Raw genomic sequence first — 21,751 nt, forward strand, 5'->3', positions numbered from 1 at the left:
TTATAACGGTACTTTTGGAAATTTCAGAATTTACCGAAAACTAGGAAATGACGCATGCGCCGGAGGTGACACTCTGCGCGCAGGATGGAAAGACAAATGAAACACGGCACCCCCCGGACGATCGTTTCGTTCGCCGTCATGGCCCTCACGGCGTTTCTCGCCGGCTGCGAGAACCAGGTCCTTCTGTCCCCGAAAGGGGAAGTCGGCATGGCAGAACGCGATCTTATCTTCTTTGCGACCGGCATCATGCTGCTTGTCGTGCTTCCCGTCATCTTCATGACGCTCTACTTCGCCTGGAAGTACCGCGCCTCGAACGAGAAGGCGGACTACCAGCCCGACTGGCACCACTCGACCAAGATCGAGCTTGCCGTCTGGCTCATCCCGATGGCGATCATTGTGGTTCTGGGTACGGTCACCTGGATCAGCACCCACAAGCTCGACCCGTATCGTCCGCTGGAATCGAACGCGAAGCCGATCAATGTCGAAGTCGTCGCGCTCGACTGGAAATGGCTTTTCATCTATCCCGACCAGGGCATCGCCACCGTCAATGAAATGGCAATGCCGGTCGATGTGCCGGTCAATTTCAAGCTGACCTCCAGCAACATCATGAACTCCTTCTTCATCCCGCAGCTCGGCAGCCAGGTCTACACCATGCCAAGCATGCAGACGAAGCTGCATCTGGTTGCCAATCATGCAGGCGAGTTCGACGGTATCTCCGCCAACTATAGCGGTCAGGGTTTCGCCCAGATGCGCTTCAAGGCGCATGCCTACAACCAGGCCGACTTCGACAAGTGGGTGGCCGATGTAAAGGCCAAGGCGAATGGCGAAGAGCTGAGCCGCGACCGTTACGCCTCGCTGGTCCAGCCGAGCGAGAAGGTTCCGCCGCAGTTCTTCACCTATAGTGACCAGGCGCTGTTCCACAACATCGTGAACCGCTGCTGGGACGGCAAGTCCGTCTGCCTCGACGATGAGATGCATCGTCAACAGATGATCCGCGAAGCACGCGCCAACCTGCGCAAGTCTTCGCCCGTCGATTTCAGCCAGTGGGCGAGCGACATCATCTGCGCAGTCCAGCCGCAGCGCCTCTCGCAGCTCGAAAACTGATGTGCCGATAGGCCCGTGACCTCGCAAGAGGTCGCGGCCATCCGCATTCAATCCCTTGTTTCACGCGGTTCCGGAACGATAGCCTTCATGCGCCGTCCCGGAATTGCTCCAATCGAAGCGTGATAAAAATGTTCGGAAAACTTACGCTCGAAGCGATACCCTTTCACGAGCCAATCATCATGGTCACTTTGGCCGCGGTGGCTGGCGGGGCGCTCGCTATTCTGGCAGCCATAACCTACTACCGCAAATGGGCACCGCTCTGGAACGACTGGCTGACGTCGGTCGACCACAAGCGCATTGGCGTGATGTATATCATCCTCGCACTCGTGATGCTGTTCCGCGGCTTCTCGGATGCCGTGATGATGCGCGCCCAGCAGGCGCTCGCTTCCGGGGCCAATGAAGGCTTCCTGCCGCCGCACCACTACGATCAGGTCTTCACCGCCCATGGCGTGATCATGATCTTCTTCGTGGCGATGCCCTTCATCGTCGGCCTGATGAACTTTGCCGTGCCGCTTCAGATCGGCGCGCGCGACGTGGCTTTCCCCTACCTCAATTCGCTCAGCTTCTGGCTGACAGTTGCCGGTGCGATCCTCGTCAACATCTCGCTCGGCGTCGGCGAATTCGCCAAGACCGGCTGGCTGGCCTATCCGCCGCTTTCCGGCAAGGAGTTCAGTCCGGATGTCGGGGTGGATTATTATATATGGGCCTTGCAGATTTCCGGTATGGGCACGCTGCTTTCGGGCGTCAACCTCATCACCACCATCATCAAGATGCGTGCGCCCGGCATGGGCATGATGCAGGTTCCGGTCTTCACCTGGACCGCGCTCTGCTCCAACGTGCTGATCGTCGCGGCCTTCCCGATCCTCACCGTCACGCTGGCGCTCCTGTCGCTCGACCGCTATCTGGATTTCCACTTCTTCACCAATGATGCCGGTGGCAATCCGATGATGTATGTGAACCTCATCTGGATCTGGGGTCACCCGGAAGTCTACATTCTGGTCCTGCCGTGCTTCGGCATCTTCTCGGAAATCGTGGCCACCTTCTCCGGCAAGCGCCTGTTTGGCTACAAGTCGATGGTTTACGCCACCGTCGCCATCACCATCCTGTCGTTCCTCGTCTGGGTCCACCACTTCTTCACCATGGGTGGCGGCGCCAACGTCAACGCCTTCTTCGGCGTGGCGACCATGATCATCTCCATCCCGACTGGGGCGAAGGTCTTCAACTGGCTCTTCACCATGTACAAGGGCCGCGTGCGCATGGAAACGCCGATCATGTGGACCATCGGCTTCATGTGCACCTTCGTCGTCGGCGGCATGACGGGCGTTCTGCTCGCGGTTCCACCGGCGGACTTCGTGCTGCACAACTCGGTGTTCCTGATCGCCCACTTCCACAATGTGATCATTTCGGGCGTTCTGTTCGGCTGCTTTGCCGGCCTCGTCTACTGGTGGCCGAAGGCTTTCGGCTTCAAGCTGAACGAACGTCTGGGCAAGAACGCCTTCTGGTGCTGGCTCGTCGGCTTCATCCTCGCCTTCATGCCGCTCTACGTGCTCGGCCTGATGGGCATGACCCGTCGTCTGAACCACACCGAAAACCCGGCATGGCACATCTATCTCATCGTTGCCGCCATCGGCGTTGCGATCATCCTTGCGGCATCGTGTTCCAGGTTCTGCAGATCGCTGTTTCGATCCGCGACCGCGAAAAGCTGCGCGACAACAATGGCGACAGCTGGGGTACGGGCCGCACGCTCGAATGGTCGCTGGCTTCGCCGCCTGCCTTCTACAACTTCGCCGAAGTTCCGCATGTGCGCGATCATGACGGCTGGTGGGACATGAAGCAGAACGGCTATGTGCGCCGCACCGAAAAGTTCGCGCGCATCCACATGCCGAAGAACACCGGCACCGGCTTCATCATCGGCATGCTGAACATCCCGCTCGGCTTTGCCCTGGTATGGCACATCTGGTGGCTGGTGATCGCCTCCGCCCTCGCTGTGCTGGCCGTTGCCATCGCTCACTCCTTCAATAATGACAGAGACTTCTACGTCTCGGCCGATGAGGTGCAGGAAGTCGAAGACCTCCGTACCCGGCAACTGACTGCTCAGGAGGCCTGATTCCGATGAGCGCAAGCATTTCAACCACCGCTCCGTTCCTGGGCGGAAACGAGCACCCCGCCCACGAGGATCATCATGATGCAGGGTCGACCACGCTGGTCGGCTTCTGGATCTACCTGATGAGCGACTGCGTCCTGTTCTCGGGGCTCTTTGCAACCTACGCCGTTCTGGCGCACCAGTTCGCGGGCGGTCCGACCGGTCGTGAACTGTTCGACCTGAACTTCGTCCTGATCGAAACCATGCTCCTGCTGGTGTCGTCGCTGACCTATGGTCTGGCAACGCTTTCGATGTTCAAGAAGAACCGTGCCGGCCTTCTGTTCTGGCTGGGCATCACCTTCCTGCTGGGCGCAGCCTTCCTCGCGATGGAAGTCTATGAGTTCAATCACCTGATCCATGAAGGTGCAGGTCCGGGCCGCAGCGCCTTCCTGTCCGCCTTCTTCGCGCTGGTGGGAACCCACGGTCTTCACATCACCTCCGGCCTGATCTGGATTCTGGTGCTTTCCGCCCAGCTCCTGCGTGACGGCCTGACCGAAAAGAACCAGACGCGCGTGATGTGCCTCAGCCTCTTCTGGCACTTCCTGGACATCATCTGGATCGGCGTCTTTACCCTTGTCTACCTGCTGGGTGTACTGTGATGAGCTCTGCACACGAAACACATGACCACGCCGCTCACGGCAGCCTGAAGTCCTATCTGATCGGCTTCGTGCTGGCGGTCGTCCTCACCGTCGTTCCCTTCATGCTGGCCATGAACGGCTACTTCACGCCCGCGACCACCGCCGCCATCGTGCTCGGTCTCGCCGTCGTGCAGATCCTGGTGCATCTGGTTTATTTCCTGCACCTCGATCCGAAGTCGGAAGGCGGCTGGAACATTCTGGCGCTCATCTTCACGGTCATCATTCTGGCCATCGTGCTTGCTGGCTCCATCTGGGTCATGCACCACCTCGATACCAATATGATGCCGATGTACATGTCGCCGGAAGACGTGCGCAACCTGCCATAAGCTTCGCCAAGGGCATTCCCTGCATGGCAATGCTTGCGGGGAATGCTTCTGCGAACCTCGCGAAACAACTGGCCTGACGGCCCGTGATCGCGGCTTTATCCTCCCTCTCTCCCCCCAAAGCCGCGTGGCGCCCCGGTTCATTCCGGGGCGCCTTTCTTTTGCGCGATCGACAGCCAAGGCCGCATGGTTAAAACTAAAGTAAAATTTATGTAAAATTTATGTAAAATTGTCTATGTTGTCGGTAAATCAAAGTCTATGGCTGAATTATCCAAGTGTAGAAAAGTATAATATACGGCATTGATTTACCATTATTGAGTCGGATATTTGCATTTGTGCCAATATTGGCCTAGTATCGATTTTGTTTGATACTTTATTGCGTCTCTGCGTACTCGCAAATCTGGAGTATATGCGATGTCATTATTTAAGAGAGTGCTTAATAAAAATCATGTTATCGGCGCCGCCGTTGCGGCTGTTGTTCTGATCACACCCGCCGTTGCTTTCGCGGCGACGGCCTATGTCTCGGCGGCGGTCAATATACGCTCCGGGCCGGGCGCCAACTATGCCCGGCTGGCGGCGCTTCCCGCCGGTGCCGCCGTCAATGCCGGTTCCTGCCGCAACGGCTGGTGCCAGGTTTATAACGGTAACGGCACCGGCTGGGTGTCGGCGCGTTATATCCGCTTCGGTTCCTATGGAGGCCAGGCCTATGCCGCGCCGTCCACGACGACCGTGGTCGTCGATAATGGCTATTATGACAGCTGGGCGCCGGGCTTCGGCGCTGGCCTCGGTGTCGGCTGGGCCACCGGCGGCTATTGGGGCCCCGGCTATTGGGGACGAGGCTGGCGCGGCGGCCCGAACTACTACAATGGCTGCATTGGCCGTAACTGCCAGTCCTGGCGCGGCGGGCATAATCGCTGGGATCCGCGCTGGGGCGTCGGCCCCGCATGGCGGACCCGGCACGCTGGCCACTACTGGGGCCCGGGTCCGGTAAGGCCGCGCTTCAACGACGGCGGCTTCAATCGCCCCGGTTTCAACAGGCCCGCATTTAATCACGGCTTCGGCGGCTTCGGCGGCGGTCATTTCGGCAATGTGCGCCCGATGCATGCTGGCCGCTGATCGCAACCCCTAATCGAATCGGCTCTGTCAGGTCATCCTCCTCCCTCCTCCCGTGACCTGATGGGCGGCCCGCCGACACCCCGCCGGCGGGCCGCGCTTTTTGGGAATTTTCGATAATCACCGGCGAATGCGCGGCGCTGTCCGCTCAACCTGCGCGAGCGGTCGCAGGAGTGTGGTAACGTTAATACTCCGTTGACTGAAATGGTCCATATCTAGCGTTGTCGCTTGGAGTTCTGTTCTCCCCATGGTAATCCCTGAAACGTCCTGGGCTGGGGGTGTGAACGGGACGCTGCCAGGCGACCGCATAGACAGGAACCGGACAGTAACGCGTATGACTTGGAGTAACAGGACGATACAGGGAAAGAGCATCGCCATGCTTTTGCTGGCGGCGCATTTTTCCTCGCTCACGGTGTCGCCTGCGCTGGCATTCGAGCTGTTCGGAATCCGCCTGTGGGGCGAGGACAAGAAGGAAGACCCGGATATCATCGACCCGAAGACCTATACGGTCGAGGTCACGACCACGGGCGACCGCAAGAATGCGGACGGCACTGAAGCCGATCTGAAATCCATCATCGAAGGCGCGTCGGGCCTCGTCGCGGATGCGGAGCGACCCGCTTCGGGTTCCGCCGGACTGCTCGCCAAGGCGCGCGGCGACTATCGCCGCATCCTGGCCGCGCTCTATGGCGAGGGCCGCTATGGCGGCACCATTTCCATCCTTGTCGATGGCCGCGAGGCGAACGAAATTCCGCCCGATGCGGATATTCCAAACGATCCGAAGATCGCGATCACCGTCGATCCCGGCCCGCAATTTCTGTTCGCGCGCACCGCGATCTCCAATATTGCGCCGCCGCCGGTCGACAAGCGCGATCACGTGCAATCGCCCGAAGAGGCCGGTTTTGCGCCGGGACAGGTGGCGCGTTCGGGCACGGTCATCCGGGCCGAGCGTCTCGCCGTCGAGGCATGGCGCCAGCAGGGTTACGCCAAGGCGCGCGTTACCGATCAGGACATCGTGGCCGATCACGCCGACAACCGGGTTTCCGCCGATATTTCGCTCGATCCGGGCCAGAAGGCGCATTACGGCCCGGTCAGCGTGGTCGGAACGGCGCGCATGGACCCGCAATTCGTCGCCTGGATGACGGGGCTGAAAGAAGGCCAGGAATACGATCCCGACGATATCGAGAAAGCAAAGAAGCGTCTTGGCCGCATGGAAGTCTTCCGCGCCATGAGCTTCGAGGAAGCCGAAAAGATCGAGCCGGACGGCAGCCTGCCGATGACGCTCAATGTGCAGGAGCGCAAGCCGCGCCGCTTCGGCTTCGGTGCCGAATATTCGACCATCGACGGCTTCGGCCTCACCGGATACTGGATGCACCGCAACCTGTTCGGACGCGGCGAGCGCCTGCGCTTCGACGCCAAGGTCAGCGGCATTGGCGGCACGCAGGACAATTCCTTCGACCCGAAGAACTTCACCTATCTTCTGGGGACAACTTTTACCAAGCCGGGCGTCTATACGCCGGACACGGATTTCGTCGCATCGCTCGACGCCAAGCGCGAAGTGCTGGACGCCTATACCGAAACCTCGGTCAATGCGAAGACCGGTTTCACGCAGATATTCAGCGACGAACTGTCGGGCGCGCTCTATGCCAAGGCGAGCCATGGCCGCTTCAACGACGATGTGTATGGCGACCGCACCTTCACGACGGCGGGTCTGGAAGGCAATCTCCTCTATGACAGCCGCAACAACAAGCCGGACCCGAGTTCGGGCTTCTATCTGGAAGGCAATATCCAGCCTTTCTATGAATTCCAGTATGGCAATTTCGCCACCCGCTTCACCGCCGAAGGCCGCACCTATTACGGTTTCGGCGCGAAGGACCGGGTGATTCTGGCGGGCCGCCTGAAGGTCGGTTCGATAGTCGGCGCATCCGCTGCGGACCTACCGCCAAGCCAGCTTTTCCTGGCAGGCGGCGGCGGCTCGGTTCGCGGTTACGGCTATCGCAATATCGGCGTCAGCGCAGGCAATGGCGAGATCGTCGGCGGGCGTTCGCTCGTCGAGGCCAATGGCGAAGTGCGCGCCCGCATCACCGATTCGATCGGGGCGGTGGCATTCGTCGATGCCGGCTATGTCGGTGAAAAGTCGTTCCCCGATTTCTCGGAACAGATGCGTGTCGGCGTCGGTGGCGGTCTGCGCTACCTGACCGGCCTTGGGCCGATCCGCCTTGATGTCGCCGTTCCGCTCAACCGCCGCTCGGGCGATCCGAGCTATGGCTTGTACGTAGGTATAGGACAGGCGTTTTGACCAGATTTCTCGCAATCATCGCCTTCATCGCCTTCGCCGTCACGGCAGTCATCTTCGGCTGGCCGGAACAGCAGAAGCAGTCGCAGGCTCAAGCTCAGGTTCCCGCCCAAGCTCAAGATCAGGCCTCTGGACAGGAACAGGCAGAAGCACCAGCAGAAGAAGAGAAATCCTATTTCCTGTCCTTCGTGGAAAGCCAGCTTTCCGCGCCCAACCGCCGCATTTCCATTTCCGGCATCAGCGGCGTTCTGTCTTCGGAAGCCACCGTCGGCTCGATCACCATCGCCGACCGCGAAGGTGTGTGGCTGCGCATCGAGAATGCCAAGCTGAACTGGAGCCGCACCGCGCTTCTGGTCGGGCGTCTCAGCATCCAGTCGCTTGCCGCCGAACGCATCGACGTCATCCGCAAGCCATTGCCGGACAACAGCCTGCCGTCGCCGGAATCGTCCAGCTTCAGCCTGCCGGAACTGCCGATCTCGATCAATCTCGACCAGCTCGCCATTGCGCGCCTGCATTTCGGGCCCGACATTTTCGGTCTCGAATCGGAAGTCTCGGCCAATGGCCGCCTGTCGCTTGCCGATGGCTCGCTGGATTCCAGCTTCGACATCAAGCGCCTCGACGGCCCGGGCGGCACTTTCGCTCTTCGCGCCGCCTATGCCAATGCCGACCAGAAGGTCGATCTCGACCTGAAAGTCTCGGAACCGGCCAATGGCATTGTCGCCAACCTGCTGAACATCGATGGCCGCCCCCCGGTCGATCTCACCTTGACGGGCGCCGGCCCGCTCGACGGGTTGAAGGTCGATCTGGCGCTCGACACCAATGGCAGCCGCACGCTGACGGGCCAGTTCACGCTCGACCGGCAAGGTCAGGCGCCCGATGGCGGTCGTGTTTTCTCCGCCCGTTTCAACGGTCCGATCGCGGTTCTGGTGCCGCCGGTATTCCGCGATTTCTTCGGTGCTGAAACGGTGCTCTCCGCCGATGGCTTCCTCAAGGATGCAGGCGGTTTCCGTCTCGACGATCTGGCGCTGAACAGCGCGGCCCTGAAACTCAAGGCTTCCGCCGAAACCGGCAATGACCGCTTCCTGAACAAGCTGCACATCGATGCTTCCATTGCCGATGAAGGCAAAGGACGCGTTCTCCTGCCGGTCAAGGGGGCTGAAACCTATATCGACAATGCGAAATTCCAGGTCGCCTTTGGTGATCGCCCGACCAATGACTGGACGGGAACGCTTGCCATTGCCGGTCTCAGGAACGCCACGATTTCCGCTGAAAGCATCGCGCTCGACATGGGCGGTGTTGCCGAAAACCTGAATGACGCCACCAATCGCCATATCACCTTCAAGGTGAATGGCGGGGTGGACGGCATTTCGGCGGAACGCGCCGAAATCGCCGAGGCGCTCGGCAACAGGATCGCGCTCGCCGTCGACGGCGCATGGCGCGCCGGTTCGCCGGTCGAACTGGCCCAGGCCAACATCTCCGGCAACGGTCTCAGCCTTGATCTCAAGGGCAATATCGACGACTTCGCCTTCAATGGCGATATCGCCGCCAAGGTGGCAAGCCTCGCGCCTTTCGGCGCTCTGGCCGATCGTGACCTGGCGGGCAGCATCGATGTCAACGCCAGGGGCATCGTCCGCCCGATCAGCGGCGGTTTCCAGCTCGACCTCAACGGCACGGCGCAGAACATGCGCACCGGCACGCAAGCCGTCGACCGCATTCTCGATGGCGCGGTTACGCTGGGCGGCGCTCTTGGCCGCAGCGCGGAAGGTTTTTCGGCGCGCGATTTCCGCATCGGCAACGAGTTGAGCGAAATTACCGCCAACGGCTCCTTTGCCTCCGACAAGGCCAATTTCGATTTCGGCGTCATGCTGTCCGATCTCAAGCTTCTTTCCGATCAGGCATCGGGCCGGATGACGGTCAAGGGCAGCGCGCGCGGTGACGACAAGCTGATCGCGCTCGCATTGCGCGCCGATGCGCCGCAAGGCACTCTGGCCGGGCGCAAGCTTTCCGAAGGCGGCCTCGATTTCAACGCCATGCTCGACGGCAACGCCACGACGGGTGCCGCCTTGTCCGGCAAGCTTGCGGGCAGCGCCTTCCTCAACGGCCAGCGCGTCGATCTGGGAACGCTGATCGATATCGTCAATGACGAAAAGCGCCTGACCGACCTCGTCTTCAATGCGGGCGGCGCGCATCTTTCCGGCAATGTGACCCAGAACGCGAAAGGTCTCCTGACCGGCGCGCTGAAGCTCGACGCCCCGGATATTTCCACGGCCGCAGCCCTGGCGCTTGCCGAAGCGACCGGTGCCGCCAATGCCGACATTACGCTGGACGCCAGCGATGGTCGCCAGAATGCATCCGTCACCGCAAACGCCAAGGGCATCAAGGTCAATGGCAACCGCATCACCTCGGCTGATATTGCGCTGACGGCCCGGGACCTGTTCGGTGTACCGGTGGTCGATGGCAATGCTGCGGCGCGCGACATCATGGTCGGCACGTTCGGCATCGACAGCTTTGACGCCAAGGCCAATGCGACCGGTTCGAAGACCGATTTCACTGCCAATACCAGACTGAAGATCGGCACGGTTGCCAGCGCCGCCGGTTCGCTTGAGCCAAAGGATGGCGGTTTTGAACTGGGGCTCGCCTCGGCCAATGTGAAGCAGGGCACGCTCAGCGCCAATCTGGCCGCGCCCGCCACCATTTCCATGAAGGGCGAGGAAATCTCCTTCGGGGATATCATCATCAATACGGGCGCGGATGCCAGCGCCGGTCAGGTCAAGGTCAACGGCGTCGTCGATGGCCGTCTCGATCTTTCGGTGGCGCTTTCCAATCTGCCGCTGGCGCTCGCCAATACGTTCAAGCCGGAACTGGGGCTTGGCGGCACGGTCAACGGCACGGCCCGCATCACCGGTACCAAGGAAGCGCCCAATGTCGCCTTCGACATGGCGGCGCGCGGCGTGACGGCGGCCGAACTCAAAAAGCAGGGCATCGCGGCTCTCAATGCCGACGCCAAGGGCACCTCGGCCAATAACCGGCTCAATGTCGATGCGCATGTCACCGGAGGCGGCGGCATCGATGTGCGCGCCAATGGCGGCGTGCCGCTTGGAAAAGGTGATCTCGCTCTCGACGTCAACCTCGCCAATCTTCCGCTGACGGCGCTGAACGGTGCGGTCAAGGGACAGGATCTCGCGGGCAATGTCACCGGCACGGCGCGGGTCACCGGCCCGCTCACCAACCCTGCGGCGACCTTCAACCTGCGCGGCACCGGCCTTGCGGCCCGGCCGCTGCGCGAAAACGGACTTGCGCCGCTCACCTTGCAGGCTGCGGGCAGCTATGCGGCCATGGCCATCGACTTTTCGTCGGTCACCGTCGACGGTCCGCGCGGCCTCAATGTCACCGCCAGCGGCAAGGTGCCGTTCTCGGGGCAGGGGCTCGGCGTCAATGTCAATGGCAGCGTTCCGCTGGCGCTCGCCAACCGCTTCCTCGCAGATCGCGGCGCACAGGCAAACGGCACGCTGACGTTGACCGCCAGTGTTTCGGGCGGCTTCAACCGTCCGCAATTGCGCGGCATGTTCTCCACCAATGGCGCGACTTTCATCGATCCCGATACCAATGTCCGCCTCAACAATATCAATGTCATGGGCAGCATGGATGGTGAAACCATCACGCTGCGTCAGGTCAATGCCGCGCTTGGCAGCGGCGGATCGGTTTCCGCAAGCGGCACGATCTCGACCAACGCCGAAGCAAACTTCCCGGCCAATATCGAGATCAAGCTCGATCGCGCCCGCTATGCCGACGGCAAGCTGGTCGTGGCGACCGTCAATGGCGGGATTACGATCAATGGGCCGCTGATGCGCGATCCGCTGATTTCAGGCCGCATCGACGTCGACCGGGCTGAAATCTCCGTGCCGGAAAATCTCGGCGGCGGCGCGGCCTATGTCCCGGTCCGCCACAAGAACACGCCGAAGAATGTTCAGGTGACGCTCGACCGCGCCCGGGTTGAAACACGCCGCAGCCGGGTGCCGACCCCGACAGCACGCCCGACCGTGCCGCGCCTCGACGTTCTCATCAATGCGCCGAACCAGATTTTCGTGCGCGGTCGCGGTCTCGATACGGAACTGGGCGGACGCCTTCGCCTGACCGGACCTGTGACCGATATCAAGCCGGTCGGCTCCTTCGACATGATCCGCGGGCGCATCGGCATTCTCGGCCAGCGCATCACCTTCGACGAAGGCCATGTCACGCTGGTGGGCGATCTCAATCCGCAGCTCAACTTCGTGGCCCGCTCGGAAGGCAATGAAATCACGGCAATCGTGACGGTGACGGGTACGGTCGACAATCTCGACATCAAGTTCTCTTCCACGCCGGAACTGCCGCAGGACGAAGTGCTGGCGCAGCTGATCTTCAAGCGCTCCATCGGCGAATTGTCGGCGTTCCAGATCGCACAGCTTGCCGCTGCCGCAGCCGAACTTGCGGGCGGTTCCAACAACTCGCTGATGAACAAGCTGCGCGCCGGGACGGGTCTCGATGATCTCGACGTGGTGACGGATGAGAAGGGCCAGACGGCGGTTCGCGCCGGACGTTATATCCGCGACAACATCTATCTGGGTGTCGAAGCAGGCTCGGGCGGCTCGACCAAGGGCACGATCAATCTCGACATCACCCGCAACCTCAAGGCCAAGGGCGCACTGGGTGCGGAAGGCGATTCCAGCGGCGGCATCTTCTACGAAAAAGATTATTGATCGCCGCAGACAATGGTTTCATGGGCCGGGTTTTGCGACCTGGCTTTTTGCCATCCGGATGCAACTGGAAATAGTGAAAAGGCGCAAAAGCCACAATTTCGCCATCAAAAAACCATTTCAACACACCTTCGCCGTATTTGCCTTGATATTTAAATCGATTGAATAGCGGTGATCGCTGCAATTTAAGCTTTAAACTGCAATTTTGAGACACGTTTGCGCGAGTTGTTTAACCGTTCTTCAACCATAAGAACGCAAATTGCTGTTCAGTATGGCGGTCGCGTTGCGGCTGTTTTTCAACCGTCGTTTCATCCCTTGTTTCAGGGTCAGTTGCATGTCGAAGTCGCGTGATGATCTAAGCCGCCGCCATTTCCTTTTCGGCACCGGAGCCATCCTCCTCACCGGTGCTGCCGGCTGTTCGCAGACGATGGATATGTCGGCCTTCCAGATGAATGTCGATCCGATGTCGACGGGCGGGATCACGCCGATGCGCCCGCAGATCAGCGTCGACAGGGCCATCACCACGCCGGACGTCATGTATGCGTCGGTGAAGGAAGGGCCCTACGATCTCCCGGCCATTCCTTATGACAAGGTGCCGAAGCAGTTCCGCCGCCAGATCGTGCCGGACCCGACCGGGCAGGCGCCGGGCACCATCGTGGTCAGCCTCAAGGACCACTATCTCTACTACGTCCTGCCGGGCGGCGAGGCGCTGCGCTATGGCGTCGGCATCGGCAAGGCCGGTTTCGAGTGGCAGGGCACCGCCAACGTCCAGTACAAGAAGCAATGGCCGCGCTGGACGCCGCCGCCGGAAATGATCCAGCGCAAGCCGGAACTGGAAAAGTACCGCAACGGACAGGAACCCGGCCCGCAAAACCCGCTCGGCGCCCGCGCGCTCTATATCTACCAGAACGGCCGCGACACCGGCTATCGCATCCACGGCTCGCCGGAATGGTGGTCGATCGGCCAGTCCATGTCCTCGGGCTGTATCCGCCTGATGAATCAGGACATCATCGATCTCTATAATCGCGTGCAGGGCAAGGCGCCGATCATCGTCGGCTAGAGCGGCTCCTGTTCTAACGCAATCGCCGGAACCGCTTTAACTATTTGTTTTATCGCATTATCCAACGAAACCGTTTCACACTTTTGCTGGAAATGCTCCAGGGCCGGACGTCGCTGGAGTGAAACCGACCGTTTCGGGTCAAACAAAAAGGCCGCGCCAGATCAGGCGCGGCCTTTTCCGTTTCGGTTTCAAAAGCTTATTCGAAGCGCACCGACTTCGGCATGGCTTCTCCAAGCCTGACGAAATGGCGCAGTTCGGCGCGCAGGTTTTCCGCCGAAGCCATATGGATATGGCTCTGCGGCGCGACCTGGTTCTGCACGACCTGGGTGGATACGCCCGGCATGACAAACGCTCCTGCGGTCAGGACGAGGGCGGCGGCAATGCCGAGGCGTCGTTCGGTTCTGGCCTGCATTTCTATCTCCTTGCGCCGATGGACGGCGGCTTAAAATATCGAATCACGTTCATTCGCAGACGCTGGGACCTTTCAGTCAGGGGGCCCGTCAGGAGCCGTTCAGTGAAAAGTCGCGCGCGGCGTAAAATTCAAGGCGCTGTCGATGGCATGGATCGGTATTGGCAACAAAGTCTGGCCGAAATCAGCCAGCGTGTCGGCAAAATTGCGTGCAGCCCCTGCCACATCGTCGCAGCGGCGATGACAGGCAATGGCTTCAAGGCAGGTATCGAGCATCAGCGCGTCCTGGTTCTGGATGCCGGAAATCAGCCCCAGCGTCAGGCATTCCTCGCGGCAGACATGGTGCGAATCGAAGGGGAAGGCCCGCAAGGGACAGCTGGCGCAATGACGCAGAACGCGGATGAAATGCGACAGCTCGCCCACCGCCCGCCTGGCCTCGCTTGCCCCAAGCACTTCCGAATAGAGGCCCCAGGTCATTTCCCACGGGATGATCGAACCCGTCTCGAAACCCGCGGTCCAGCGGCGATAGCCTTCCAGCACCAGCTTTTCCGGCAGGCGGTCGAAATAGCCTGCGGTGTTGGCACCGTTCAGTTGGGATATGCGCATATTCATGTCCGCCTCCCGAAGAAGGAGCGGAACGAACACGAGGCTGCGGATGCGGAGCCACGCCCGCCCGCCCGGAAACGTTCCGTTTCCCCTCGCACATTGCAATATCCGGTCGGCAGGAGACGAAGCTGCCAGGGCAGGCCGTCGACATTTGCGGACCGGCATTCGCCGAGACCAATCATAGGGTCCTCCAATCGAAAGGGTTCAAGGCCCAGACATCAAAGGTTGTGAATTTGCACCATCCATAAAAGCCCGAAAATCCATCTGGAGTCAATTACTCAAGTTTAAAATCTTGTTGGATTTCAATTGTTTGGAATTATTCTAGACTCTAATAGTCATGTTTACAGCATTCAGGAAGGAACGCAACCGCTGCGGGGGTTCAGCGGTTGCGGCAAACGGGCGCATAATGCGCGAGGGAGAGACGACGCGGATCATCCGCCCCTTTGCTCACCACAGTCGCATTCTCCGGGACGCCGGGCTGCAAAGAGCAATCGGTCTGCGCATCCTGCTCGCGTCGCTTTCTCCGCCGCATGATCCTTTGCGAAAAGCCTGCGGCCTTTCGGGATCATGCCCGGAAATACGCTCCGCGCGGTACGCGAAAATCACTCTTCCGCCACAGCCTGCGAATATGCGACCGCAGTGCCGGGGGCATCCCGAACCGTGAAACGGTTTCGGGATGCGCATCAGAGCTTTTCGACCTGTATGGATCAGGCCGGCGCTCTGACTTCTTCAAGCATGATCTTGATCGATCCTCGTTTCACTCCGGCCGGACTGCGCTCTGGAGACGCACCAGCCGGGTGTCACTCGGGTCGAACCATGCTCTAGTGACCCGAATGGTCTTCGTCCTTCTGGCCGCTTTTCGCGGTGACGGGGAAGTCGATCGTCACCTTGCCAGCCTTTTCGAATTCCAGCGTGACGGAAACGGTCTCGCCTTCCTTGTAGGGCTTCTCCGGCTGGATGAACATGAGGTGGTAACCGCCGGATTTCAGCTCGACCTTCCCGCCTGCCGGAATCTCCAGGCCGCCTTCAAGCTGGCGCATCTTCATCACGTCGTTCTGCATCGACATTTCGTGGATTTCGACGCGCTTGACGTCTTTGGTGGTCACCGAAACCAGCTTGTCGGCCTCCTTGCCGTCATTGGCGATGGTGAGAAAACCGCCAGCAACCTTGGCGCCGGGAACCATGGCCCGCACCGAAGGAGCCGTGATTTCCAGTTCGCCGAGCCTGGTCGGGGCCGCCGCCTGCATGGAGGCATGGTCCATCTTGCTCATTTGACCATGATCGCCGTGACCGCCGCCATGTTCGTCGTGTCCGTCATCGGCACCGGCGACCTTCACCAGAAGCTGCGGCGCGGGATGTTCGAGATCGTGCGGGTTTTGGCCTTCCTTGGGAATTTCCGTCCAGGCAACCGACGCGGCGCTTCCGCAAAGCTGCGTCACGGGGAAGGAGAGGGTGGTGTCCTTGTCGAACTTGGCGAGCTGGCCGACGACGGTGAATTCGTCATAGAAATCGCCCGGCAGGCTGCCATCGGTGAAACGCACTTCGCGAACGCCGGAGGTCACGTCCTTGCCGTGCACCTTGTAGCTCCGGGCGTAGTCGCCCTTGGCGGTCTCGATCTTCCAGCCCGCCTTGGCCTGCGGCTGGGCGGAAACGAAGCCCTCGGGAAGCTCGATCTTCACTTCGGTCGTGGCCATGCCGTCGCAGCCATGCGGCACGCGGAAGGTGGCCTTGTAGAAGCTGCCGGCCTTGGCTTCGCCCTGGTCGAGCGAGGAATGGGCCTGTGCCAGACCTGCGGAAGCGCACAGCGCGGCAAGCGAGATTGCGGAGGCGAAAAGACGATGGTTCTTCATTGTTTCAAACCTGAATAATCATTGGTAGGCACACCGAAACAGGGTTCGGGCGCGTTCAATTCCGAATGCGGGGGCATTCGTTCAAAAGATCATATTCAGGCGAGAGGCGGCGCTTGCGGCGGTGCCGATGGCGGGTAGGTGCTGTGCCGCAGGATGGGCTGCGGCGGCACGATGCCGTCGGCCATGGCGATGTGCGGGGCGGCGCCGGTGGAACCGGCTGGCGCGGGGCACAGGAAGGCCGAGGAAATCCGGCAGGCTTCGCAACCATTGTTGCTGAAGTGCTTGTCATGGCCATTCTGGTCCGGATCGGAGCCATGATCGCCGATGCAGAGCACCGGATAGCTGCCATCCGGCAACTGGTATTGGGCCAGCAGGTAGCTGTCGGGTGCATTGAGGTCGACGGGCTTGTGCGCAAAGGCGACGAACATCAAGGCGAATACGCTGAGGATGCGTATCGCCAGAGACATCCGATATTGGCCGATGCTCGTCTTCAACTCAAAGCTTCTCCATGCAAGCCGAGATTACGTATCCCATGCAGGCCGTCTTTGCCAAGCATCAAACAGAAACGGCGCGAATTGGTCGCGCCGTTTCCGCCTTGCAGCGGTCGGGGGGAGGATAGGCCGGGCGTCAGGGGCGGATGCGCCCGGTTCGCGCTTCCGCCCTTTTTGTTCCATGCGGGTCAGGCGATCTTCGGTTTGATTTTACGCATGTCTTTCTCCCAAAACCGTTTCACACTTTTGGGAGACATGCTCTGGAGCGGTTCCTATTCTGACAGAATCGCGGGAACCGCTCTAACTATTTGTTTTATCGCATTATCCAACGCAAAACCGTTTCACACTTTTGCTGGAAATGCTCTAGATCGCCCGCTTCTTCATCTGTTCGGCAATATAATCCGCCTGACGGATGGCGAGCGCCACGATGGTCAGGGTCGGATTTTCCGCCCCGCCGGTGGTGAACTGGCTGCCGTCGGAAATGAACAGGTTCTTGATTTCATGCGTCTGACCGTGCTTGTTCACCACGCCATCCTGCGGCTTTTCGCTCATCCGGTTGGTGCCCAGATTATGCGTTGACGGATAGGGCGGCGTCGGAAAGGTGCGGATCGCGCCGACGGCTTCGTAAAGCGCCTTGCCCTGCGCATAGGCATGGTTGCGCATGGCAATGTCGTTGGGATGGTCGTCATAATAGACATCGGGAACCGGCAGGCCGTGTTCGTCCTTCACATCCTTGCTGAGCGTGATGCGGTTTTTCTCCTGCGGCATGTCTTCGCCGACGATCCACAGGCCCGCCATGTTGACATAATCGTCAAGCGCCGAGGTGAAGCCGCGTCCCCAGCCGCCCGGATTGAGGAAGGCCGCCATGAAGGGCAGGCCGAGCGAGATGGTTTCCATCTCATAGCCGCCGACGAAACCGCGTTTCGGATTATGCGCAGCCTCGTCGCGGATGATCCCCGCCATGGTCGTTCCGCGATACATGTGCACCGGCTTTTCGAATGAGGCATAGACCGAGCCGGTGGTGTGGCGCATATAGTTGCGCCCCACCTGTCCCGAGGAATTGGCAAGGCCGTCCGGGAATTTCGATGAGGCCGAGTTCAGCAGGAGGCGCGGGCTTTCGATCGAATTGCCAGCCACGCAGACGACGCGCGCTTTCTGGAAATGCTGCTTGCCGTCCTTGTCGGCATAGAGCACGCCCGTCACCTTGCCTGCCGCATTGTGCTCGATCTTGAGCGCCGTGCATTCCGGGCGAACTTCCAGCCTGCCGGTTTCCTCGCCCTTCGGGATTTCCGTATAGAGCGTCGACCATTTCGCGCCCCATTTGCAGCCCTGGAAGCAGAAGCCGGTCTGCTGGCAGCCCATGCGGTCGTCGCGCGGCGCGGAGTTGATCGCCATGCGGCCCGTATGGCATTCCTTGTAGCCGAGCTTGTCGGCGCCCGCCTTCAGAACCTTGAAATTATTGTTGCCGGGCAGACCCTCGATCCCGTTGGTGCGGGTGACGCCCATCTTGTCCTCTGCCTTGACGTAATAGGGCTCCAGTTCGGCGAGCGTGATCGGCCAGTCGAGCAGGTTCGCCCCTTCGACCTTGCCGTAATGGGTAAGCGTCTGGAACTCGTAATCCTGAAAGCGCAGCGATGCGCCCGCCCAGTGCGTGGTGGTGCCGCCGACGGCCTTCACGATCCATGCGGGCAGGTTCGGGAAATCGTGCGACACGCGCCAGCTGCCCGATGTGGTGCGCTTGTCGAGCCAGGCGAGCTGGTCGAAACTGTCCCATTCGTCATTGATGAAGTCTTCGAATTCGTGGCGTTTTCCCGCTTCCAGAATGACGACGTCGATGCCTTTCTGGGCCAGTTCGTTGCCGAGCGTGCCGCCGCCTGCGCCCGAGCCGATGATGACGACGACCTTGTCGTTCTTGAGATCATATGGAGCAGCCATTGTTTCCTCCCAATGCTCTCCCGTTTCCGCAGGCAAGGCGCTTGCAGGACGGGGATGCCGCTTTGAAATTGGTGTGTTCCGGCGCCGGAGCGCTTACAGCCATTCGATATCGTCGAAGCCGCGCTGGATATAGCCGCCCTTGGAATAGGCCTCGCCCTCGTAGCCGAAGAGCGGCCAGATTTCCTTCTGGTTGTAGAGGCCGGTCACAAGCCCGCTGCGCACCTTCTGGAAGAAGGGGCTCTTCTCGATATCGCGCAGGATCGCGACGCGCTCTTCCTCCCAGCCCAGACCCAGATAGCCTCCGGCTCCGGCCCGCTTGTCCAGATCGGCGACACCGTCCTCGATCAGCTTCTTCAGCGTCTCGTCCTTGGCGGAATCCGCATCATAGGGCTTGACGGCGATGGCGTAGAAACGGTCGGGCAGCTTGTCGTGCGGGTAGATGTCGCGTGCGAGCTGGATCAGGGTCGCCATGGTTTCGGGCTTGAGCGTGGCGGTCTCCAGCGCCCATGCGAATTGCGGGCAGATAACGGCGTTGCCGCTGATGACCAGCATGGCCCCGAGGCTGAGGCCCGCGCCGCGCTTGAGAATGTCGCGGCGCGACAGCGTCCTTTTCTCCCGGGTGGAAAGACCGTCGAAAACGGTTGTCATTCGGTTCTCCTCCATTGCTTGCCCGTCCGGGATGGGCGGGCTGGCTGTGCGTTCCCGGAGATTTCCACCACCGGGAGCGCTGGCATTCGCATCCTTCAGGGCCGCTCCTCCCGGCCATGAGGGACGATGGGCGGGCCTACCGGTAACGGCCCCCGCGTTGCAGAACTTCGATCTTGTAGCCGTCCGGGTCTTCCGCGAAGAAGAAGCGGGCAAGCTGCACGCCATTGTTCTTGAAATCGACGAGCTTGCCGACCTTGAAGCCAAGTTCGCTGAAGCGGGCATGTTCGGCATCGACATCATCGACCACGACGGCGAGATGGCCGTAGCCGTCGCCCAGGTTGTAAGGCTCGGTGCGGCCCTTGTTGACCGTCAGTTCGACTTCGAAATCGGCTTCGGCATTGCGTAGATAGATCAGCGTGAAGGTTTCGAAATCGATGCGCTCGGCAATATCGAGGCCAAAAGCCTGTTTGTAGAAGGAAACGGATTTTTCCTCGTCGAGAACACGGATCATCGAATGAATGGCTTTGGCCACATGCTACTCCTGTTTCTTTCGCCGCTTCGTCAAATGCGGCTTGCGATTGTCTTGCTGGTTGTCGATTATGGAAGAAAAAACCACGGCGTGGTGGCAATCGGCTACCACAGCCAGTTTCGTGCTCTTAATGAATGGAGGAACCCATGTGCAAGGTTTTCGCCGAGCAGGACCCGGAAGGCTACCGGCAGATCAACCGCTCCGTGCGCATAGGCGGCCATTCCACCAGCATTCAGCTGGAGGCCACCTTCTGGCGCCTGCTGGACGAGATCGCGGCCAGCCAGAACCTGACCACGCCCCGCTTCATATCGACGCTTTACGATGAAGCGCTGGAGGCCAATGGCGCGATCCCCAACTTCGCCTCCATGCTGCGCACGACCTGCGCGCTTTATCTCATGGGCCACCGCCCCGAGGCTGCCGTTTGTGAGGAAGCGGCCTGAATGAATATTGGCCTCTTGGTGAAATGGGAATAGGGGAGTAGGGGAGTATGGGAATAGGCAGTAAGGCAATATGTTTTCAAACATACTCCCTTACTCCCCTATTCCCTTACTGCCTTTGTTAAAGGAATCGAAATGGCAAGCGTAACACGCGAACAGGTTCAGGAGCGGCTGCGGGCCGTGACGGGACCGGATTTCGAAAGCGATGTCGTGTCGCTCGGTCTGGTGTCGGATATCTTTATTGCCGACGGCAAGGTCTTCTTCTCCATCACGGTTCCTGCCGAGCGCGCCGACGCGCTGGAGCCGATGCGGCTTGCCGCCGAGAAGGCGGTGAAGGAAATTCCGGGCGTCACCGGCGCGCTGGTCACGCTCACCGCCGAAAAGAAGGGCGGACGCACCAGCGACGACGCGCCCCCACCGCCAAAACCCCAAGCTAGACCAGCAGCCGCACCGGCGCAGCACCGCCATCCCGCGCCGCCGCAGCGCGCGGCGACGAAGCCGGGCATTCCCGGCGTCGGCGCGATCATCGCCGTTGCATCGGGCAAGGGCGGCGTCGGAAAATCCACCACGGCGGTCAATCTGGCGCTCGGCCTTGCCGCCAACGGGCTGAAGGTCGGCATTCTCGACGCCGATATTTACGGGCCGTCCATGCCGCGCCTGCTCGGTCTTTCCGGTCGTCCGGAAACGGTGGAGGGCCGCATCCTGAAGCCGATGGAAAATTACGGCATCAAGGTCATGTCCATGGGCTTCATGGTCGATGAGGAAACGCCGATGATCTGGCGCGGACCGATGGTCATGTCGGCGCTGACGCAGATGCTGCGCGAAGTGGCCTGGGGCGAGCTTGATGTGCTGGTGGTCGACATGCCGCCCGGCACCGGCGACGCGCAGCTCACCATGGCGCAGCAGGTGCCGCTGGCGGGTGCCGTGGTCGTTTCGACACCGCAGGATCTGGCGCTGATCGATGCGCGCAAGGGGCTGAACATGTTCCGCAAGGTGGATGTCCCACTTCTGGGCATCGTGGAAAACATGAGCTACTTCATCGCGCCCGACACCGGCGCGCGCTACGATATTTTCGGCAATGGCGGCGCGCGCAGGGAGGCCGAACGTCTCGACGTGCCGTTCCTCGGCGAAGTGCCGCTGCATATGGACGTGCGCGCCTATTCGGACGCCGGAACCCCGATCACGGTCAAGGAGCCGGAGAGCGAACACGCGAAAATCTATCGCGATATTGCGGCCAAGGTCTGGGACAACATGAAGGGCGGCAAGGGGGCTGGAAAGCCAGCGCCGGCGATTGTGTTTGATTAAGGGGTTAAGGCAGTAGGGCAGTAAGGCAGTATGTTAAGGGAATAGGGGAATAAGGGAGTAGGGGAGTATGTTTGGCTTGCGGACGACCGCAACGCACATATCCTTCTCTGCCCTACTGCCCTACTGCCCTACTG

Annotated in this window: 16 protein-coding genes and 1 pseudogene; 10 read left to right on the top strand and 7 right to left on the bottom strand. The window is 60.5% G+C overall.

The window, feature by feature from the left end; translation table 11 throughout:
- Positions 1 to 96: 96 nt before the first annotated feature.
- The 8 genes and pseudogenes from cyoA (at position 97) to ACS5UA_RS10630 (ending at position 13,407) form a co-directional block, all read left to right on the top strand.
- Positions 97 to 1,104 (top strand): ubiquinol oxidase subunit II, encoded by a 1,008-nt coding sequence (cyoA, locus tag ACS5UA_RS10595; protein ID WP_006471213.1) that lies wholly within the window; start codon positions 97 to 99, stop codon positions 1,102 to 1,104.
- A 128-nt stretch (positions 1,105 to 1,232) separates the two neighbouring features.
- A pseudogene (gene cyoB, locus ACS5UA_RS10600) lies at positions 1,233 to 3,211 on the top strand (cytochrome o ubiquinol oxidase subunit I).
- Positions 3,212 to 3,216: 5 nt separating this feature from the next.
- A complete protein-coding gene (gene cyoC, locus ACS5UA_RS10605; RefSeq protein WP_112702103.1) occupies positions 3,217 to 3,846 on the top strand; it encodes a cytochrome o ubiquinol oxidase subunit III in 630 nt (209 codons plus the stop codon).
- Positions 3,846 to 4,211, top strand: a complete 366-nt coding sequence (gene cyoD / locus ACS5UA_RS10610; protein ID WP_006471211.1) for a cytochrome o ubiquinol oxidase subunit IV — start codon at positions 3,846 to 3,848, stop codon at positions 4,209 to 4,211. The genes cyoC and cyoD overlap by 1 nt, the downstream gene beginning before the upstream one ends.
- Positions 4,212 to 4,622: 411 nt before the next feature.
- A complete protein-coding gene (locus ACS5UA_RS10615) occupies positions 4,623 to 5,324 on the top strand; it encodes an SH3 domain-containing protein (protein ID WP_443101302.1) in 702 nt (233 codons plus the stop codon).
- Between the two features lie 331 nt (positions 5,325 to 5,655).
- The gene (locus ACS5UA_RS10620) at positions 5,656 to 7,617 is read left to right on the top strand and encodes an autotransporter assembly complex protein TamA (protein ID WP_425393938.1); all 1,962 of its coding nucleotides are present in this window, start codon (positions 5,656 to 5,658) and stop codon (positions 7,615 to 7,617) included.
- Positions 7,614 to 12,350: a translocation/assembly module TamB domain-containing protein gene (locus ACS5UA_RS10625; RefSeq protein WP_262074498.1), complete on the top strand. Its 4,737-nt coding sequence runs from the start codon at positions 7,614 to 7,616 to the stop codon at positions 12,348 to 12,350. The genes ACS5UA_RS10620 and ACS5UA_RS10625 overlap by 4 nt, the downstream gene beginning before the upstream one ends.
- A 331-nt stretch (positions 12,351 to 12,681) precedes the next feature.
- A complete protein-coding gene (locus ACS5UA_RS10630; protein WP_006471206.1) occupies positions 12,682 to 13,407 on the top strand; it encodes a L,D-transpeptidase in 726 nt (241 codons plus the stop codon).
- 196 nt (positions 13,408 to 13,603) lie between these two features.
- On the opposite strand, the gene ACS5UA_RS10635 is transcribed toward ACS5UA_RS10630, so the two are convergent.
- From ACS5UA_RS10635 to ACS5UA_RS10665, 7 genes are all read right to left on the bottom strand, one after another.
- On the bottom strand, positions 13,604 to 13,819 hold the full coding sequence (locus ACS5UA_RS10635; RefSeq protein ID WP_006465772.1) for a hypothetical protein: 216 nt from the start codon (positions 13,817 to 13,819) through the stop codon (positions 13,604 to 13,606).
- A 99-nt stretch (positions 13,820 to 13,918) separates the two neighbouring features.
- On the bottom strand, positions 13,919 to 14,428 hold the full coding sequence (locus ACS5UA_RS10640) for a hypothetical protein (protein WP_443101303.1): 510 nt from the start codon (positions 14,426 to 14,428) through the stop codon (positions 13,919 to 13,921).
- A gap of 815 nt (positions 14,429 to 15,243) precedes the next feature.
- The gene (locus tag ACS5UA_RS10645; RefSeq protein WP_262074501.1) at positions 15,244 to 16,272 is read right to left on the bottom strand and encodes a DUF1775 domain-containing protein; all 1,029 of its coding nucleotides are present in this window, start codon (positions 16,270 to 16,272) and stop codon (positions 15,244 to 15,246) included.
- 95 nt (positions 16,273 to 16,367) lie between these two features.
- The gene (locus ACS5UA_RS10650) at positions 16,368 to 16,766 is read right to left on the bottom strand and encodes a hypothetical protein (protein WP_113474384.1); all 399 of its coding nucleotides are present in this window, start codon (positions 16,764 to 16,766) and stop codon (positions 16,368 to 16,370) included.
- Positions 16,767 to 17,126: 360 nt separating this feature from the next.
- The gene (locus ACS5UA_RS10655) at positions 17,127 to 18,698 is read right to left on the bottom strand and encodes a GMC family oxidoreductase (RefSeq protein ID WP_262074503.1); all 1,572 of its coding nucleotides are present in this window, start codon (positions 18,696 to 18,698) and stop codon (positions 17,127 to 17,129) included.
- 93 nt (positions 18,699 to 18,791) lie between these two features.
- On the bottom strand, positions 18,792 to 19,346 hold the full coding sequence (locus tag ACS5UA_RS10660; RefSeq protein ID WP_025090699.1) for a hypothetical protein: 555 nt from the start codon (positions 19,344 to 19,346) through the stop codon (positions 18,792 to 18,794).
- Positions 19,347 to 19,482: 136 nt separating this feature from the next.
- Entirely contained in the window at positions 19,483 to 19,878 is a 396-nt protein-coding gene (locus ACS5UA_RS10665) for a VOC family protein (protein WP_262074507.1), read from the bottom strand.
- A gap of 143 nt (positions 19,879 to 20,021) precedes the next feature.
- Between ACS5UA_RS10665 and ACS5UA_RS10670 the strand changes: the two genes are divergently transcribed.
- Together ACS5UA_RS10670 and apbC are read left to right on the top strand one after the other, a co-directional pair.
- On the top strand, positions 20,022 to 20,315 hold the full coding sequence (locus ACS5UA_RS10670) for a ribbon-helix-helix domain-containing protein (protein ID WP_006471202.1): 294 nt from the start codon (positions 20,022 to 20,024) through the stop codon (positions 20,313 to 20,315).
- Between the two features lie 132 nt (positions 20,316 to 20,447).
- Positions 20,448 to 21,617, top strand: a complete 1,170-nt coding sequence (gene apbC, locus ACS5UA_RS10675; RefSeq protein ID WP_006465780.1) for an iron-sulfur cluster carrier protein ApbC — start codon at positions 20,448 to 20,450, stop codon at positions 21,615 to 21,617.
- Positions 21,618 to 21,751: the final 134 nt, after the last annotated feature.

It is taken from the genome of Brucella sp. RRSP16 (assembly GCF_052246815.1).
Classification (GTDB): domain Bacteria; phylum Pseudomonadota; class Alphaproteobacteria; order Rhizobiales; family Rhizobiaceae; genus Brucella; species Brucella intermedia.

Bases quoted from the DNA above. Each gene is read 5' to 3' on its own strand.
- ACS5UA_RS10635 (WP_006465772.1), bottom strand. From the start codon at position 13,819: ATGCAGGCCAGAACCGAACGACGCCTCGGCATTGCCGCCGCCCTCGTC.
- ACS5UA_RS10630 (WP_006471206.1), top strand. From the start codon at position 12,682: ATGTCGAAGTCGCGTGATGATCTAAGCCGCCGCCATTTCCTTTTCGGC.
- ACS5UA_RS10620 (WP_425393938.1), top strand. From the start codon at position 5,656: ATGACTTGGAGTAACAGGACGATACAGGGAAAGAGCATCGCCATGCTT.
- ACS5UA_RS10655 (WP_262074503.1), bottom strand. From the start codon at position 18,698: ATGGCTGCTCCATATGATCTCAAGAACGACAAGGTCGTCGTCATCATC.
- apbC (WP_006465780.1), top strand. From the start codon at position 20,448: ATGGCAAGCGTAACACGCGAACAGGTTCAGGAGCGGCTGCGGGCCGTG.
- ACS5UA_RS10660 (WP_025090699.1), bottom strand. From the start codon at position 19,346: ATGACAACCGTTTTCGACGGTCTTTCCACCCGGGAGAAAAGGACGCTG.
- ACS5UA_RS10645 (WP_262074501.1), bottom strand. From the start codon at position 16,272: ATGAAGAACCATCGTCTTTTCGCCTCCGCAATCTCGCTTGCCGCGCTG.
- cyoC (WP_112702103.1), top strand. From the start codon at position 3,217: ATGAGCGCAAGCATTTCAACCACCGCTCCGTTCCTGGGCGGAAACGAG.
- ACS5UA_RS10670 (WP_006471202.1), top strand. From the start codon at position 20,022: ATGTGCAAGGTTTTCGCCGAGCAGGACCCGGAAGGCTACCGGCAGATC.
- ACS5UA_RS10615 (WP_443101302.1), top strand. From the start codon at position 4,623: ATGTCATTATTTAAGAGAGTGCTTAATAAAAATCATGTTATCGGCGCC.
- cyoA (WP_006471213.1), top strand. From the start codon at position 97: ATGAAACACGGCACCCCCCGGACGATCGTTTCGTTCGCCGTCATGGCC.
- ACS5UA_RS10640 (WP_443101303.1), bottom strand. From the start codon at position 14,428: ATGAATATGCGCATATCCCAACTGAACGGTGCCAACACCGCAGGCTAT.
- cyoD (WP_006471211.1), top strand. From the start codon at position 3,846: ATGAGCTCTGCACACGAAACACATGACCACGCCGCTCACGGCAGCCTG.